The 16,125-nt window shown below is 68.3% G+C and carries 14 protein-coding genes; 3 read left to right on the top strand and 11 right to left on the bottom strand.

The features are described 5' to 3' along the window. Positions 1-9: 9 nt before the first annotated feature. The 7 genes from glmS to DV709_RS10610 form a co-directional block, all read right to left on the bottom strand. On the bottom strand, positions 10-1,818 hold the full coding sequence (gene glmS / locus DV709_RS10640) for a glutamine--fructose-6-phosphate transaminase (isomerizing) (protein WP_117594428.1): 1,809 nt from the start codon (positions 1,816-1,818) through the stop codon (positions 10-12). Beyond that, complete coding sequence (locus tag DV709_RS10635; RefSeq protein ID WP_117594427.1) at positions 1,818-3,074, bottom strand: sugar phosphate nucleotidyltransferase; 1,257 nt, start codon at positions 3,072-3,074, stop codon at positions 1,818-1,820. The genes glmS and DV709_RS10635 overlap by 1 nt, the downstream gene beginning before the upstream one ends. A gap of 178 nt (positions 3,075-3,252) precedes the next feature. Further along, positions 3,253-4,437, bottom strand: coding sequence for a bifunctional sugar-1-phosphate nucleotidylyltransferase/acetyltransferase (gene glmU / locus DV709_RS10630; protein WP_117594426.1), 1,185 nt, complete (start codon positions 4,435-4,437; stop codon positions 3,253-3,255). Between the two features lie 130 nt (positions 4,438-4,567). Next, positions 4,568-5,137, bottom strand: a complete 570-nt coding sequence (locus DV709_RS10625; RefSeq protein ID WP_117594425.1) for a VIT1/CCC1 transporter family protein — start codon at positions 5,135-5,137, stop codon at positions 4,568-4,570. Positions 5,138-5,144: 7 nt separating this feature from the next. Then, the gene (locus tag DV709_RS10620) at positions 5,145-5,438 is read right to left on the bottom strand and encodes a DUF211 domain-containing protein (protein ID WP_117594424.1); all 294 of its coding nucleotides are present in this window, start codon (positions 5,436-5,438) and stop codon (positions 5,145-5,147) included. A 76-nt stretch (positions 5,439-5,514) separates the two neighbouring features. Next, positions 5,515-8,085 carry a cation-translocating P-type ATPase gene (locus DV709_RS10615; RefSeq protein WP_117594423.1) on the bottom strand — a complete coding sequence of 857 codons (2,571 nt, stop codon included), beginning with the start codon at positions 8,083-8,085 and terminating at the stop codon, positions 5,515-5,517. 78 nt (positions 8,086-8,163) lie between these two features. Next, the gene (locus DV709_RS10610) at positions 8,164-8,976 is read right to left on the bottom strand and encodes an undecaprenyl-diphosphate phosphatase (protein ID WP_117594422.1); all 813 of its coding nucleotides are present in this window, start codon (positions 8,974-8,976) and stop codon (positions 8,164-8,166) included. 118 nt (positions 8,977-9,094) lie between these two features. On the opposite strand from DV709_RS10610, the gene DV709_RS10605 reads away from it, so the two are divergent. After that, positions 9,095-9,664, top strand: coding sequence for a metal-dependent hydrolase (locus tag DV709_RS10605; protein WP_117595282.1), 570 nt, complete (start codon positions 9,095-9,097; stop codon positions 9,662-9,664). A 94-nt stretch (positions 9,665-9,758) separates the two neighbouring features. On the opposite strand, the gene DV709_RS10600 is transcribed toward DV709_RS10605, so the two are convergent. Then, a complete protein-coding gene (locus DV709_RS10600) occupies positions 9,759-10,955 on the bottom strand; it encodes an amidohydrolase family protein (protein ID WP_117594421.1) in 1,197 nt (398 codons plus the stop codon). A gap of 211 nt (positions 10,956-11,166) precedes the next feature. On the opposite strand from DV709_RS10600, the gene DV709_RS10595 reads away from it, so the two are divergent. Continuing rightward, complete coding sequence (locus tag DV709_RS10595; protein ID WP_117594420.1) at positions 11,167-12,201, top strand: Gfo/Idh/MocA family protein; 1,035 nt, start codon at positions 11,167-11,169, stop codon at positions 12,199-12,201. 165 nt (positions 12,202-12,366) lie between these two features. Continuing rightward, positions 12,367-13,662: a cation:proton antiporter gene (locus DV709_RS10590; protein ID WP_117594419.1), complete on the top strand. Its 1,296-nt coding sequence runs from the start codon at positions 12,367-12,369 to the stop codon at positions 13,660-13,662. Positions 13,663-13,683: 21 nt separating this feature from the next. On the opposite strand, the gene DV709_RS10585 is transcribed toward DV709_RS10590, so the two are convergent. The 3 genes from DV709_RS10585 to DV709_RS10575 form a co-directional block, all read right to left on the bottom strand. Continuing rightward, a complete protein-coding gene (locus DV709_RS10585; protein WP_117594418.1) occupies positions 13,684-14,115 on the bottom strand; it encodes a universal stress protein in 432 nt (143 codons plus the stop codon). A gap of 110 nt (positions 14,116-14,225) precedes the next feature. After that, positions 14,226-14,996 carry an ABC transporter permease gene (locus DV709_RS10580; RefSeq protein ID WP_117594417.1) on the bottom strand — a complete coding sequence of 257 codons (771 nt, stop codon included), beginning with the start codon at positions 14,994-14,996 and terminating at the stop codon, positions 14,226-14,228. Then, the gene (locus DV709_RS10575) at positions 14,996-16,000 is read right to left on the bottom strand and encodes an ABC transporter ATP-binding protein (RefSeq protein ID WP_117594416.1); all 1,005 of its coding nucleotides are present in this window, start codon (positions 15,998-16,000) and stop codon (positions 14,996-14,998) included. Before DV709_RS10575 ends, DV709_RS10580 begins: the two co-directional genes overlap by 1 nt. Positions 16,001-16,125: the final 125 nt, after the last annotated feature.

Here is a 16,125-nt window from a genome sequence, read left to right as displayed (position 1 = left end):
CGACGGCTCTCACTCGACGGTCACGCTCTTCGCGAGGTTCCGCGGCTTGTCTATCGACCGCCCGAGCGCGTTTGCGACCCAGTAGGCGACCAACTGCAACTGGACGTTCACGAGCACCGGCGCGACCCGCGCCGAGCCCGACGGGACGCGCAGCGAGGCGTCGGCGTAGCGCTCTATCTGGTCGTCGTCGGTGACGGCGACGACGGGCGCACCGCGGGATTCGACCTCGCGGACGTTGCCGAGCGTCTTCTTCGCCGGCACGTCGTCGCCGGTGACGACGGCGAAGACGGGCGTGTTCTCGGTGACGAGCGCGAGCGTCCCGTGTTTCAACTCGCCGGCGGCGAACCCCTCGGCGTGCTCGTACGTGATCTCCTTGAACTTCAACGCCCCCTCCAGCGCGACGGGGTAGTTCAACCCCCGACCGATGAAGAAGTAGCCGTCGCCGCCGAGATACTCGTCGGCGACTTCCCGGGCCGTCGACTCGTCGAGCACCTGCTGCACTCGTCCCGGCAGGTCGCGCAGCGTCTGCAACACCGCTCGCCGCTCCTCGCTGGAGCGACGGTCGCCGGCGAGATACTCGACGAGCAAGTTCAGAGAGACCAACTGCGAGGAGAACGTCTTCGTCGCCGCGACGCCGATTTCGGGGCCCGCGCGGATGTAGAGCGCGTAGTCGCACTCGCGGGCGGCGGTGCTGCCGACGACGTTCGTCACCGCGAGCGTCTGCGCACCGCGGGCGCGCGCCTCCCGGAGCGCCGACAGCGTGTCGGCCGTCTCGCCGCTCTGGGTGATGCCGACGACGAGCGAGTCGCCCAGCGGCGGGACGCCCGTCGCGTACTCGCTGGCCAGGAACGCCTGCGCGGGGATGCCGAGCGAGTGGAACAACTGTACCCCGTACAGCGCCGCGTGGTAGGAGGTGCCGCAGGCGACGAGGTGGACGCTCTCGGGCGTCTCTAGTCCGTCGAGCTCCGGCAGCGTCACCTCGCCGCGGCGCTCGTCGACGCGCCCGGAGAGACACTGCCGAAGCGCCCGCGGCTGCTCGTTGATCTCCTTGAGCATGTAGTGCTCGTAGCCACTCTTGCCGGTGTCCTCGACGTTCCAGTCGACCGTCTGAACGGATTTGTCGACGCGGCGGTCCGCCCCATTTCGGACCGTCCACCCCGAGGGCCGAAGCGTCGCGAACTCGCCGTCGTCGAGGTAGACCACGCGGTCGGTGTGCGCCAGGAACGCGGGCACGTCGCTGCCGAGGTAGTAGCTGTCGTCACCGACGCCCAGCACCAGCGGCGAGTCCCGTCTGGCGGCGAACACCGCCTCCTCGCCGGCGACGATGCAGACGAGCGCGAAACTGCCCGAGAGGCGGTCGACCGCCGCGCGGAACGCCGCCTCCGGCGACGCGCCGGCGGCGAGTTTCTCCTCGACGAGGTGCGGAACCACTTCGGTGTCGGTGTCGCTTCGGAACTCGTGGCCCGCCGTCTCCAACTCCTCGCGGAGTTCGTCGTAGTTCTCGATGATGCCGTTGTGGACGACGGCGACGCTGCCGCTGCAGTCGGTGTGCGGGTGCGCGTTCACGTCCGTCGGCGGGCCGTGCGTGCTCCAGCGCGTGTGGCCGATACCGACTCGACCGCCGACCGAGCGCTCCGAGAGCGCCCCGCGGAGCGCGTCGAGTTCGCCCGCCCGCTTGACGACGTCGACGTCGGCGTCACCGTTCGAGAGCGCGACGCCCGCCGAGTCGTACCCCCGGTACTCCAGTTTCGAGAGGCCCTCCATCAGCACGTCGAGCGTCTCGTCGCCCCGGCCGACGCAGGCGATGATGCCGCACATCAGCGCACCACCTCCGAACCCGGGTCGAGGACGCCCGAGACGGTCGTCCCTGTCCGAAGCGTCGCGTTCGACCCGACGAGCGTTCCCGGCGCGAAACTCACGTCGCCTTCGGCGTGGACGCGGTCGCCGACGACCGCACCGAGTCGCTTCCCCTCGTGAATCCGCGTGTCGACCCGGACGTCGCCGGGACCGCCGGTGACGGCGCACGACGGCCCGAACCAGACGGCCTGACCGGTGACGCAGTCGACGACCGTCGAGTTCGGTCCGACGCGGGTGTCCTCGTCGACGATGGAGTCGACGACGACGGCGTTGGACTCGACGGTGGCGTTCTGCCCGACGGCGACGTTCGGACCGACGACCGCTCCCGGACCGATCTCGCAGTCGGCGGCGACGACGACGGGCGCTTGCAGCGTCGCGCTCTCGTGAACGCGCGCGCCGGGGGCGACCCAGACGCCGTCGCCGTGACACCGGACCCCGGCGTCCGTTCTCGTCTCGGTGTCGGCGGACGAGCGGAACAGGTGCGTGCCGTCGGCCAGCAGCCGGCGCGTCGCCGCCAGCAGGTCCCACGGGTACGTCGCGTCGGTCCAGTACCCCTCCGAGAGGACGCCGCGGACCGACGCGTCGCTGTCGACCAGTCGGGCGATGGTGTCCGGAAGCGCCGTCGTCCCGTCGACGGCCGGCGTCTCACGGATCGCCTCGAATATCGTCGACGTGAACGCGTAGACGCCCGCGTTGACGAGGCGGTAACGCCCCTCTTTCGGCTGCTCGACGAGTTCGACGACCCGGTCGCCGTCGAGACGCACCGACCCGTATCTCGACGCTCGCTCGCTCTCGACGACGCAGAGCGTCGCCGCGACGGCTTCGCGTTCGCTCTCGGAGTAGGAGTCGTGCGTCTCGACGACCGCCTGCACCAACTGCGGTTCGACGACCTGGTCGCCGTTGACGACCAGGAACTCGTCGCCGACGGCGTCGGCCGCCTGCAACAGCGAGTGACCGCTCCCCAGTTGCTTCTCCTGGACGTGGTAGGTGACCGAGACGCCCTCGTAGGAGGGGCCGATGTGGTTCTGCACCCGCTCGCGCTTGTAGCCGACGACGACGTGCAGGTCGGTGACACCCGCCGACAGCAGTGCGTCGAAGACGTGTTCGATGATGGGCCGAGTCGCCGCCGGAAGCATCGGCTTGGGGCGGTTTCTCGTCAACGGGCGGAGACGTCGCCCCTCGCCCGCCGCGAGTACGACGGCCGACTGAATAGACATACAAAAGGCGTCCGCAACGAGCGGGATGAACTTTGCTTTCTCTAGGCTGGTCGAACTGTACCGAGTCGAGGAACGTTCGAGAGCGGCACCGAACCGGAGAACGTTCGAGAGCGGTACCGAACTAGAGAACGTTCAAGAGCCGTACCGAACCGAAGACGAGTCGGGACGCGACCGGACGCTACCGGTCGCGCGTGACCGACTCGCCGGGTTTCGTCGCCGCGCCCTCCGAGAGGATGACGCCCGCGTTGAGGCTGGCGTTGATGCCCGTCTTCGACTCGTCGCCGCAGATGACGCCGAGTTTCCGGCGACCCGTCGAGACGCGCTCGCCCTTGACGGTGAGTTTCACGGCCTCGCCGTCGTGGCGGAGGTTCGCGACTTTCGTGCCGGCGCCGAAGTTCACGTCGCGGCCGAGGACGCTGTCGCCGACGTACGAGAGGTGGCCGACCGTCGCTCCCTCCATGAACACGCTGTTTTTCACTTCGACGGCGTGGCCGACTTTCGCGCCCTCGCCGACGACGGTCGCACCGCGGACGTAGGCGTTCGGGCCGACCGACGCGCCCGAGCGAATCAGCGCCGGTCCCTCGACGACGACGCCGGCGTCGACCTCCGCGCCCGCTTCGACGACGACGTCGCCGCGGAGGTCCGCACCGCCGTGGACCTCGCCGCGGACGTCGCGCTCCAGTTCGCCGACTTTCCACTCGTTGGCCGCGAGCAGTTCCCACGGTCGGCCGACGTCGAGCCAGCGCTCGAACGGCACGTCGGTGACGTCTGCTTCCTCGCAAGCGCGGGCCAGTACGTCGGTTAGCTCGAGTTCGCCGCGCTCGCTCGTCTCGACGTCGAGCCAGTTCTGCGCCTCCGCCGGGAAGATGTACGCGCCGGTGTTGATGCGGTCCGACGGCGGGTTTTCGGGTTTCTCGATGACGCCGCGAACGTTGCCGTCTCTGATGTCGAGGACGCCGTACTCGCTGGGGTTGTCGACGCGGTAGGAGCCGACCGCGGGACCGTCGTCGTACAGCGCTTCCAGCGACGGGTGGTCGTACAGCGCGTCGCCGTTGAGCACGGCGAACGGCCCGGGGTCGAGATACTCGGCACCGGCGCGAACGGCGTCGGCGGTTCCGCGCTGTTCCTCCTGGACGGCGAACTCGACGGGGACTCCGGCGTACTCCTCGCCGAAGTACTCTCTCACCTCGTCGGCCTCGTAGCCGACGATGAGGACGAGTTTAGACGCCCCGGCGGCGACGGCGGCGTCCGCGGTGTGGGCGACGAGCGGTCGGTCGGCGACGGGCAGCATGGGCTTGGGACGGCTCTCCGTGAGGGGGCGCATCCGCGTCCCCTGCCCGGCGGCGAGCACGAGCGTTTGCATATACTCCCACGCACACCGACCAGCAAGATATGAATTCCGACTGAGGTTGTGGTAAAACAACACATACACCGGGATACTCCGCGGTTCGAACGGTACTCGACGTGACACCGCCGGTCCGGAGCACGGGTCGTCATCCCGGGAGGAACAGATTGAGAAACGCGACGACGAGCCCAGCCGCTCCCATCCGAATCCCGGCGACGACCCAGTTCTGCTTCGAGATGGTGCCCAGATAGGCCCCGAAGACGAACAGCACGAGCACGCCGACGAGCACGGAGGCGACGGTGGCGAGAAACAGCGACAGCGACGCCCCGACGGCGAGGAAGGGCAAAAGCGGGAGGACGATTCCGATGAGTGGACCGACTCCGCTCGCGGCCGCGTTGATCTTCCGCGCGCTCTCCTGTCGCTGCTGGACGTCGGTCTCCTGGAGGTTAGTCAGCATCGCGCGCTCGATGCGGGCGATTTCGGCGCGCTTCTCGGCACGCTCGATCTCCCAGACGCTCCAGACGCCGGAGGTTCCGAGACCGACCGCGGCCCCCAGTCCGATTTTGAACACCGTGAGTCCGTCCGGGACGCCCGAGAGATAGGCTCCGACGCCGATACCGATGCTCGTCAGCGTGCCGTCGAAGCCGTTCGAGATGAAGTACCGGCGCGATATCGACCGAACCTCGTCGCGCCGGAGGAGCTCTCGATAGCTCGTCATCGGAGACTCAGCGGTCCTGTGGCGTCGGGCTCTGTTCGACCATCGCCTCGCCGCAGACGACCTCGTCGATGGAGTGGACGGTCCCCCCGAGGCGATCGACCGTCTCCTCGACTGCCGTCGGGTCGACGCCGTCGCCGACGACCGTGAGTTTGCAGTTCTGGACCTCGCGGTCTGTTTCGACGAGGACCGCGTTGACACCGTCGACGCCGCGGCTCTCCGCGACCGCTTCGGCGACCGCGACGAGGTCCGGTTCGTGGGGCTTCAGGAGGTCGACGACGAGTCGCCGTATCGGTACTGTCATAGCACGGTGAAGACGGTCACGAGGGGCTTAACTCTGGAGTCGTCGACCCGCGGTCGAAGCCGCGGGTGTACCCCGTTCATCCGTTCGTGAGCCGTTTCGTCGCGAGCGCAACCGCGACGTACGCCGGGAGACAGACGACGAGAACGCCGCCGACGAGCGCCCAGTCGTCGAGGCCGAGCGGAACTGTGCCGAAGTACCGGTTGAGCGGCGTGTACAGCACCAGCAGTTGGAGGAGAAGCGAGACCGCGACCGAGGCCGCGAGCCAGCGGTTCGAGCGCGTCGGCGTCTCGCGCAGCCACCGGATGACGTACAGTTTCTCGAACTCGAGGACGACGAAGGCGGTGAACACCATCGTCATCGCGTAGGGCGTGACGACCGGCGACCCGTCGAGCGTCAGGAACATGAGCCCGAAGACGACGGCGAACGTCACCGTCCCCATCCCGGCGACGAGCGCCAGCATCGGGCGGTCGACGATTCCGCGGTCGGGGTTTCGCGGCCGGCGCTCCATCACGTCTCCGCTCTCGGGGTCGACGCCGAGCGCCAGCGCGGGAAGGCCGTCGGTGAGGAGATTGATCCACAGCAGTTGGACGGCCGGCAGGATGAGATAGCCGTAGATCGAAGCCAGAAAGACGAGCGCCACCTCCGCGATGTTCGCGCTCAACAGGTACGCGACGAACTTCCAGACGTTGTCGAAGATAGCGCGCCCTCGTTCGACCGCCCGCTCGATGGTCGCGTAGTTGTCGTCGAGGAGGACGACGTCCGACGCCTGCTTGGCGACGTCCGTCCCGCGGACGCCCATCGCGACGCCGATGTCGGCGTTTTTCAGCGCCGGGGCGTCGTTGACGCCGTCGCCGGTCATCGCGACGACGTGACCGTTCTCCTGGAGCGCGCGCAGGATTCGCACCTTGTGCGCCGGCGACGTGCGCGCGAAGACGGTGGTCGACTCGACTCGCTCTCGGAGCGCCCGGCCGTCGAGTTGTTCGAGTTCGTCCCCTTCGAGCATCTCGCCGTCGATACCGAGCGACCCGGCGATAGCCGTCGCCGTCCGGACGTTGTCTCCCGTCACCACCTTCACGGCGATTCCCGCGCGTTTGGTCGCGGCGATGGCCTCGGCGACCTCTTCGCGGGGCGGGTCGATGAGCCCCGCGAGCCCGACGAACGTGAGTCCCTCGTCGAGTCGCGCCGGCGTGTCGGTGTAGGCGAACGCCAGCACTCGAAGCGCGTCGTCGGCGAACTCGCCGACTCTCGACTCGATGCGTTCGCGCGAGTCGTCGGTGAGCGGTCGCCGACCGCCCTCGGTAAGGACGGAGTCGGCGTTCGACAGCACGACCTCGGGCGCACCCTTCACGTACCCGACGTCGCCGTGGACGGTCCCCATCCACTTCCGCTCCGAGGAGAACGACACTTCGCCGGTCCGCGGATGCGCCTCGCGCAACCGCGGCACGTCGAGCCCCCACCGTTCGGCCGCTTCGACCAGCGCCCACTCGGTCGGGTCGTCGTCGGGGTCGGTCGCGTCGTTGCAGAGTGCAGCGATGCGAAAGAGGCGTTCCGCGCGGTCGAGGCCGTCGCCTCCCTCGCGGGTCGAGTCCCGTTCGCGAAGGTCGACCACGGTGTCGTTCAGCCAGACCCTGCTCGCAGACATCCGACCCTCCGTGAGCGTGCCCGTCTTGTCGGTGCAGATGACGTCTACGGCCCCGAGCGCTTCGACCGCGGGGAGACGGCGGACGAGCGTGTTCTCGTCGGCCATCTTCCGCACCCCCAGCGCGAGCGTGAGCGTCACCACGGCCGGTAGCCCCTCGGGGACCGCGGCGACAGCCAGCGAGACTGCGGTGAGCGCCGCCTGAATCGGTTCGGTGTCCCGGTAGACCAGAACCGGCGCGACGACCGCCGCCAGGACGAGGACGCCGCCGCCGAGTCGTCGACCGAGCGTGTCGAGTTCCCGCTGGAGCGGCGTCTCCGTCTCGTCGGTCGCCGCGAGCTCGCGCGCGATCGCGCCGACTTCCGTCCCCATGCCGGTGGCCGTGACGACGGCGACGCCCCGTCCGCGAGTCACGTTCGTCCCCTTGAACACCATACTCGAACGCTCGGCGAGCGGGGTACCGGCGTTCACGGGCGTCTCCGATTTCGTGACCGGCGCGCTCTCGCCGGTGAGCGCGGACTCGTCGGCCGCGAGGTCGGTCGTTTCGACGACCCGCGCGTCCGCAGGTACCACGTCTCCACCGCTCAACACGACGACGTCGCCGGGGACCAGTTCGGTGGCGTCGAGTTCGACGCGTTCGCCGTCGCGGAGGACGGTCGCCGTCGGCGTCGTGAGCTCTCGGAGCGATTCGAGGCTCTGCTCGGCGCGGTAGTCCTGAACGAAGCCGAAGACGCCGTTGGCGACGACGATGAACGCGATGAGCGCCGCATCGACGGCGTGTCCCGCCCAGACCGAGAGCGCGGCAGCGGCGACGAGCACCCAGATGAGCACGCTGTCGAACTGGGCGACGAAGATGGCCGTCGACGAGCGCTGACCGCTCTGTACGATGTCGTTCTCGCCGTGTCGTTCGAGTCGTTCGCGCGCGTCCGTCGACGACAAACCGCCGCGCTCTGCGTCGTAGGCGGACAGAACCTCGTCGGTCGGCTGACTGTGTGCGGACTCGGACACTGGGCGAGTGTACGACGCCCAACACATTGGTAGTACACCTGCGAGAGTGCGCCTCCGAAGGAGCGCGAGAGACGACGCTCAGAGCGTGACGACGAGGCCCCCGACGAGCGCGAGCGCGCCGAGGCCGACGCAGACCGCCCAGAAGGAGACTCGCCGGACGACGCGCATCAGCGCGTCGATGGAGAGATAGCCGACGACGGCCGCCGCGAGGAGTGCGACGCCAGCCTCCGTGAGCGTCACGTCGGCCAGCCCGTCGTCCAGAACGGCGATGAGGCCGCCGCCGAGCGCCGCCGGAATCGAGAGCAGAAACGAGAGACGGAACGACTCGGGACCGTCGTGACCGCGGAACAGCAACGCGCTCGCGGTGACGCCCGACCGGGAGACGCCCGGCAGGATGGCCAGTCCCTGCAGGCCGCCGACGAGCACGGCGTCGACGAGGTTCGGCGCGTCGCGCCCGGCGAACTCGAGCCCCGAAGCGACGCGCTGGAGGACGCCGGTGGCGACGAGCAGCGCGCCGACGAGCGCGACGAACAGGCCGCCCGTCAGCGCCGACGCCGCCTCGACCAACAGGAGGTAGGCGCTGACGCCGACGACGCCGGAGACGAGCGTCGCGACGCCGAGAAACGACAGCGTCGGCGTCGCCGAGAACGCCGTGTTCGGTCGCCACCGCGGGAGGTCCGCGAGCACCGTCCGAAGTTCGTCGCGGTAGTACGCCGTCGCAGAGACGGCGGTGCCGACGTGTAGAAACAGCGCGAACGCGACGGCCCGCGAGGGGTCGCTCCCGACGGCGGTGAGCGCGAGCGCGATGTTGCCCTCGCTGGAGATGGGGAGCCACTCGAAGACGCCCTGCACGACGCCGACGACGAGCGCGACGAGGAGGTCACGGTCCATGACCTATGCGACGAGACCAGGTAGATGAGAGTTGCCCTTCGGAGGCGACGTGAGATTCGAGGCGACGACCCGGTGCGGGCCGAAGCGCCTATCCTCCGAACCGGCGTACTCGACGACGATGCTCCCTTGGGGTCACGCCGCTCTCGGTTACCTCCTCTACTCGTACGGGCTTCGGTTCCGCCGCACCGGTCCGCCGTCGGGACTGGCGGCGACGTGCGCGCTCGCCGTCGGCACGCAGTTCCCCGACCTCGTCGACAAACCGCTCTCGTGGACGTTCAAGGTGCTTCCGGGCGGGCGAACGCTCGCGCACACCCTGTTCGTCGCAGTCCCGCTCCTCCTCGCGGTGGCGTTCGTCGCTCGCCGCTTCGACCGTCGCCGCGTCGGCGACGCGTTCGTCGTCGGGTACGCCTCGCACCTGCTCGGCGACGTCCTCTGGCAACTTGGTCAGGGGAACGTCCGCGTACTGGCTTTCCTCGTCTGGCCGCTGATTCCGGTCGACGAACCCGAGTACGACTACAGCATCGTCGAGTTCTTCCTCCAACTGGAACTGACGGCGGGGGTCGCCTTCGGCCTCGTCGTGACGGTGGTCGGTCTCGTCCGGTGGTGGCGCGACGGTGCACCGCCGCTGCCGTCGCTCGGCCTCGAAGTCGCACACACCGCCGAGAAGTCGTCCGGCGAGCGTGAGTAGTCGGAGGTGGGCGTCAGGGCTCGGAGACGGGTGTCAGGGCTCGGAGCGAAACGCCGCCAGGTCGACGACGAACGCTCGGCCGACGTCCGGTCGACTACCAGGCGTACTCCTCGCGCGGGTCTACGTCGTCGCGTTCGCGGTCGAAGACGTGTTCGCCGTCGACGAAGACGTGTCGGGTGCTCGATTCGATCTCGTAGAACGGGCCGTCCCAGACGGCGATGTCGGCGTCGGTGCCGACGTCGAGGGTGCCGACTCGGTCTTCGATACCGAGGATTTCCGCAGCGTTCCGGGTGACGGTGTCGAGCGCCGCCTCCTCGGGGAGACCGGCGCGCACCGCGAGGCCGACGCAGACGTCGAGGTGCTGCTGCGGCAGGACGGGGGCGTCGGTCTGGATGGCGACCTTCACGCCGGCGTCGTGGAGGATGCCCGGCGACTCGAACGTGATGTTGCGCAGTTCGTACTTCGCGCCCGAGTACAGCGAGGGCCCGCAGACGGCGGGAACGTCGCGCTCGACGAACTCGTCGGCGACGAGGTGGCCCTCGGTGGCGTGTTCGATGGAGAGGTCCTCGATGCCGAACTCGTCGGCGATGCGGAAGACGGTCACGATGTCGTCGGCGCGGTGGGCGTGGACGCGGAGCGGGAGGTCGCCCTCGACGACTTTGGCGAGGTTCTCCATCCCGAGGTCGCGGTCGAACGGTTCGCCATCTTCGCGGGCTTTCGAGCGGCGAGCGACGTAGTCCTCGGCGTCCATCAGCGCCTGCCGGAGGGTGGCGGCGACGCCCGGTCGCGTCGATGGCTGGCGGTCCTTGCGCTCGCCGTGGAACCGCTTGGGGTTCTCGCCCATCGCGGCCTTCATGCCGTCCTCCTTGATGAGCATCTCGTCGGCGGTCAGGCCGTACGTTTTCATCGAGCAGATGACGCCGCCGACGACGTTCCCGGAGCCCATCCGCGCGGAGACGCTCGTCACGCCGTTCTGGAACGCGTGTTTCAGTTCCTCGTCGCGCGGGTGAAAGCCGTCGAGGGCGCTGACGTGCGGGGTCACGGAGTCGGTACCCTCGTTGAAGTCGCCGTCCTCGGGTTCGCCCCACTCGGCCATCCCGGCGTGGCTGTGGGCGTCGACGAGTCCCGGCGTGACGTGCGCGCCGCCGACGTCGAGTTCCTCGGCGTCGTCGGGCGCGGCCACCTCGCCGACGCCCGCGATTTTGCCGTCCTCGATGAGTACGTCGCCCTCGACGGTTCCCTCGTCGGTCGCCGTGTGAATCGTCGCGTTGCGGATGACAGTCGCGCTCATGGTCGGTGATGTGCGTACGCCTAACAAAGCGTTTCGATTCGAAACAGGATAGCCGGCAGTTCGAGGCGCGAACGGAAGCCTGACGCCTCGGCGCAGTCGCGGACAGAGTCCATCTCTCCGGCTCGCCGCCCTGTCCGACTTACTTCGTCGCCGGATTGTACGGTATTCGTTCACAAGGAACATATTTTCAGTCGTCGTCTCTCACGACGAGATGGTCACACGAATCGGCGCTATCGGGGTCGGCGGAATGGGTCACCTCGAACTACACTATCTCGACGACCTGGCGGACGTCGACGTCGTCGCCTGTGCCGACGTCTCCGCGGGCGCTCGTTCGGTCTTCGAGAGCGACTTCGAGGCCCCGGCGTACGACGACTACCGGACGCTCCTTGACGAACGCGGGAAAGAACTCGACGGGGTCGTCGTCGCGTCGCCGCACGCCTATCACTACGACCACGCGACAGCCTGTCTGGAGGCGGGTATCGACGTGCTGCTGGAGAAGCCGATGACGGTCGACGTGGCCGACGCGCTCTCGCTCGTCGAGACCGCCGAACGGTGCGGGCAGACGCTTCAGATCGGCTATCAGCGACGCTTCCACCCGGCGTTCAGAGCGATGAGGAACATCGTCGACAGCGGACGAATCGGCGACGTTCACACCGTCGCCTGCCACATCGGCCAGGACTGGATCACGCCGCATCAGGGGACGTGGCGCGTCGACCCGGCGCTCTCGGGTGGCGGCCAACTGTACGACACCGGGTCACATCTGCTCGACGCCGTGCTGTGGATCACCGACTCGAACCCGGAGAGCGTCGCCGCCACCGTCGAGTACGCGGCCCCCGGCGTCGACGTAAGCGCCGCGCTCTCGGTCCGGTTGGACCGGAACGGACGACAGGCGACGGCGAGCATCGCCGTGACCGGCGACGGCACCTCGATGGACCCCCGCGAGGGCTACGTCGTCTGGGGGTCGCGCGGGAGTCTCGTCTACACCGGCGACCGGCTCTACGTCGAGCACAAGAGCGCGACCAGATACGCGGTCCGCATTCGAGAGGACGTGCATTTCGACACGGTGACGCGCGACAAGATGCGGCACTTCGCGGACGTCGTCGCCGGGCGGGCGTCGCCCGCCGTGCCGGCCGAAGGCGGTTTACAGGTCGTCGCGCTCACGGAAGCCGCGTACCAGTCGGCCGACGAGGAGCGCGTCGTCGAGGTACAGACGCTCGTCGACGCCGCCGAGCGGTCGCTCTCGTAGGTTCGAGCATCCGTCTGGACGCCTCCCAGCGAGTACTCGTCTCAGCCACGAGCGCCATCGGTTCGGCCCCGAACACTCGGGCGATCCGACGGGAACGAACGGAGCTGTGGTCGACGGGAGGAACTCGCCGAGCCTCTTTCGCGGTCCTCGTCGTACGCCCTTCGAATGAGCGACTACGACGTCACCCTCATAATCGTCGCGCTTGCGCTCCTCGGAGCGGTCGCGTTACCCCGCCTTCTCGAAAACCGACCGCTCTCGTTTCCGATGATTTACGTCGGATTCGGAGTCGTCCTGTTTTCGCTGCCCGGCGTTCCGAGCGTCGACCCCGTCGGCAACGCCGCCGTCACCGAGCGGCTCACCGAACTGGTGATCATCGTCTCGCTGATGGGGGCGGGACTGAAACTCGACCGGCCGTTCGACTGGCGCTCGTGGAGTTCGACGTGGCGACTGCTCGGCGTCGCGCTGCCGCTCACCATCGCGGCCGTGGCTCTGTTGGCGTGGGGGGTTCTCGGACTCCTGCCGGCGACGGCAATTTTGCTGGGAGCGGTCGTCGCGCCGACCGACCCCGTGCTCGCTGCCGACATCGGGGCCGGCGCGCCGCTCACGGAGTTAGAGGAGGAACACGCCCCGGAACACGAGTGGGGGACCGTCCAGTTCGCGCTCACCTCCGAAGCCGGCCTCAACGACGGGCTGGCGTTCCCGTTCACCAACCTGGCCATCGCCGTCGCGGCCGCCGCGCTCTCGGGCGAGGGGGCGTGGCTCCTCGACTGGGTGCTCGTCGACGTCCTCTACAAAATCGCTGCGGGTATCGTCGTCGGCTACCTCGTCGGCGAACTGATGGCGCGGACGGTGTTCCGCGCGCCGGCGACGCTCCACCTCGCGGAGGTGACCGCGGGTGCCGAGGCGCTGGCGGCGACGTTTCTCGCCTACGGGCTGACCGAACTCGTCGGCGGGTACGGTTTCATCGCGGTGTTCGTCGCCGCGCTCGCACTCCGACACTTCGAGTGGGAACACGACTACTATCGCGAACTCCACGATTTCGCCGTGATGGTCGAACGGCTCCTGTTGGCGACCGTGTTGGTGCTCTTCGGCGGTGCGCTCGCCGGCGGCCTCCTCGCGCCGTTGACGCTCCCGCTCGCGTTGCTCGGTCTCGCGCTCGTGTTCGTGATTCGACCGCTCGCCGGCGTCGCCACCTTCGTCGGTTCGGCCGCACCGCCGGCCGAGCGCGCCGTGGTCTCCTTCTTCGGTATCCGCGGTATTGGCTCGTTCTACTACCTCTCGTACGCGCTGGTGCACGCGTCGTTTCGACAGCGGGAACTCGTCGTCGCCGCGAACTCGCTTTGGGCGTTCGTCGGCTTCGTCGTCCTCATCTCCGTCATCGTCCATGGAGTGAGCGCCAGCCCCGTGATGGAGTCGCTTGACCGTCTGCGCGGGCGAGCGACAGAAACAGAGAGCGAGTGACGGGGTGCTCGACGCGAAGCGCTACGCTCTGGCCAGCAGCACCGGAACCTCGACGGAGCGGACGACGCGGTCGGTCGTGCTGCCGAGGAGCTTTTCGGCGAGGCCGGAGCGTCCGGTCGCCCCGATAGCGACGAGGTCGACGTCGTTCTCCTCTACGTAGTCGACGATGGCCGAGTCGGGGGTTCCTTCGAGAATGACGCGCTCGTAGTCGACGCCGGCGCCCTCGGCGCGCGAGACGGCCTCGTCGAGCGCTTCGTCGGCCTGCTGTTCGAGCGTGTCCGAGAGCTCTTGGGCGATCTGTCCGGAGGCCGCCGCCGACATCTCCGTCCCCACGTCGACGACGTGCAGGAAGTGGACCGTCGCATTCTGCGGCCCGGCGATCGCGAGCGCCTCGTCGACGGCGGCCAGACTCGCGTCGCTGCCGTCCGTCGGAACGAGAATCGTGTCGTGCATCACGCGAGTGTACCGGGCCGAGTGTGAAAAACGCTGGACGACACACCGTTTCAGTGACCCGTCGTCGACGACGACAGTCGAGAACCAGTCTCCTCAGGTCCGTGACTCGCTCAGTCCGTCAGCCCGTAGCCGCGCTTGAACAGCACCGTGTTGACGCCGACCATCGCCGCCGCCATGAGCGACAGCACGGCCAGAGAGAGGTTCGGGTCGACCTCGGAGGTGCCCAGGAAGCCGAACCGGACGCCGTCGACCATGTAGAACATCGGATTCAGAAGCGTCGCGGTCTGCAGCGGGCCGTCGGGGAGGTTCTCCAGCGCGTAGAACACGCCGCCGAAGAAGACCAAGGGCCTGAGGATGAACTGGTTCATCATCGTCAGGTCGTCGAAGTCGTCGGCCCAGAGGCCGCCGACGATGCCGAAACTGGCGAACAGCACCGTGATGACGACGGCGAACGCGACGAGGTACAGCGGGCGCTCGACGCCGACGCTCGTGAACACCGCGCCGACCGCCGAGATGATGATACCGACGATGACGCCGCGGAGCGCGCTCGACAGCGTGTACGCCCACACCATCTGCGAGTACGACAGCGGCGAGGTGAGCGCCTCGTGGATGTACTCGTTCCACCGGCCGTGGAAGATGGAGAAGGAGCCGTTCTCGAACGCGTTCGAGATGGCTCCCAACACGACGAGGCCGGGCAGGATGAACAGGATGTACGGCACGCCCGCGATCTGGCCGACGCGGTCGCCGAGGATGACGCCGAACACCGAGAAGTAGAGGACGTTGGTGATGAGCGGCGGGACGAACGTGTTGCGCGGGCGGCGGACGAACCGGAGAATCTCGCGGCGCGTCAGCGTCTTGAAGCCGGTCGGGAACACCGCCATCAGCGGTCACCTCCCGCGCCGGGCGCTGCCGCGGTCGCTCTCTCGGCCTCGCTCTCGTCGCCGCCCTCGTCGCCGACGGTCTCCTCGCCGCGCGTCATCTCGACGAACACCTCTTCGAGCGAGGTGCGCGAGATTTCGAGGTCGACGATTTCGAAGCCCTCGCGGTCGAGTTCGCGGACGACGTCTGGCGCGACCAACCCGCCCTGTCTGGCGGTGACGACGAGGCGGTTGTCTTCGAGTTCGACGCTCTCGACGTTGCCCTCGCCCGCCGCGAGCGACGGAGCCTCCGCGGGTGGGTTTCGCAACTGTATCTCGATGCGGTCGGCGCCGCGGTCCATCAGGTCCTCGGGGCTGTCGACGGCGACGATGCGACCGGAGTCCAGAATCGCGACCTCGTCGCAGAGGCGCTCGGCCTCCTCGATGTAGTGGGTCGTGAGCAGAATCGTCGTCCCCTGGTCGTTGAGTTCGGTGATGAGCTCCCAGAGGTCGTGGCGGAGCTGCACGTCGACGCCCGCGGTGGGTTCGTCGAGGATGAGCAAGTCGGGGTCGGTGATGAGCGCCCGCGCGAGGACGAACCGGCGCTTCATCCCGCCGGAGAGCCAGTCGAAGCGCGTGTCGCGCTTCTCGTAGATGCCGACGCGCTTGAGCACCTCGTCGGCGCGCTCTCGGGCTTCCTCGGCCGGGATGCCGTGGTAGCCGGCTTTGTGCTCCAGCACCTCGCGGATGGGGAAGAACCGGTCGACGTTGAACTCCTGCGGGGCGAGGCCGATGGCGTCGCGCGCCTCGCGGTAGTCGTCTTCGACGTCGTGGCCGAACACCTCCGCGGTCCCGCCGCTCTTGCGGACGAGACCGACGAGAATCGAGATGAACGTCGTCTTCCCCGCGCCGTTGGGACCCAGGAGACCGAAAAACGAGCCCTCGGGCACGGTGAGCGACACCCCGTCGAGCGCCTGTACCCCTTCGTACCGCTTCCGCAAATCGCGAACTTCGATGGCGGCAGTCATTGTCGGTCGTCGGCGACGGAACGGATTAAGGTCAGCGAAGGGGGAAGCAACGCGGTGTGGTAGCGCCGGTCACGACGGGTGAAACGGGTGGTGGAGCGTCGAAGGAGGGGCGAGCATCGGCGCGA

Origin of the sequence: Haloprofundus halophilus (assembly GCF_003439925.1) — an archaeon.
In the GTDB taxonomy this organism is placed as follows: domain Archaea; phylum Halobacteriota; class Halobacteria; order Halobacteriales; family Haloferacaceae; genus Haloprofundus; species Haloprofundus halophilus.
The sequence above is the reverse complement of the archived record's forward strand: the minus strand, read 5'-3'. Positions and strand labels throughout refer to the sequence as shown.

Bases quoted from the DNA above. Each gene is read 5' to 3' on its own strand.
- glmS (WP_117594428.1), bottom strand. From the start codon at position 1,818: ATGTGCGGCATCATCGCCTGCGTCGGCCGGGGCGACGAGACGCTCGAC.
- DV709_RS10635 (WP_117594427.1), bottom strand. From the start codon at position 3,074: ATGTCTATTCAGTCGGCCGTCGTACTCGCGGCGGGCGAGGGGCGACGT.
- glmU (WP_117594426.1), bottom strand. From the start codon at position 4,437: ATGCAAACGCTCGTGCTCGCCGCCGGGCAGGGGACGCGGATGCGCCCC.
- DV709_RS10625 (WP_117594425.1), bottom strand. From the start codon at position 5,137: ATGACGAGCTATCGAGAGCTCCTCCGGCGCGACGAGGTTCGGTCGATA.
- DV709_RS10620 (WP_117594424.1), bottom strand. From the start codon at position 5,438: ATGACAGTACCGATACGGCGACTCGTCGTCGACCTCCTGAAGCCCCAC.
- DV709_RS10610 (WP_117594422.1), bottom strand. From the start codon at position 8,976: ATGGACCGTGACCTCCTCGTCGCGCTCGTCGTCGGCGTCGTGCAGGGC.
- DV709_RS10605 (WP_117595282.1), top strand. From the start codon at position 9,095: ATGCTCCCTTGGGGTCACGCCGCTCTCGGTTACCTCCTCTACTCGTAC.
- DV709_RS10600 (WP_117594421.1), bottom strand. From the start codon at position 10,955: ATGAGCGCGACTGTCATCCGCAACGCGACGATTCACACGGCGACCGAC.
- DV709_RS10595 (WP_117594420.1), top strand. From the start codon at position 11,167: ATGGTCACACGAATCGGCGCTATCGGGGTCGGCGGAATGGGTCACCTC.
- DV709_RS10590 (WP_117594419.1), top strand. From the start codon at position 12,367: ATGAGCGACTACGACGTCACCCTCATAATCGTCGCGCTTGCGCTCCTC.
- DV709_RS10585 (WP_117594418.1), bottom strand. From the start codon at position 14,115: ATGCACGACACGATTCTCGTTCCGACGGACGGCAGCGACGCGAGTCTG.
- DV709_RS10580 (WP_117594417.1), bottom strand. From the start codon at position 14,996: ATGGCGGTGTTCCCGACCGGCTTCAAGACGCTGACGCGCCGCGAGATT.
- DV709_RS10575 (WP_117594416.1), bottom strand. From the start codon at position 16,000: ATGACTGCCGCCATCGAAGTTCGCGATTTGCGGAAGCGGTACGAAGGG.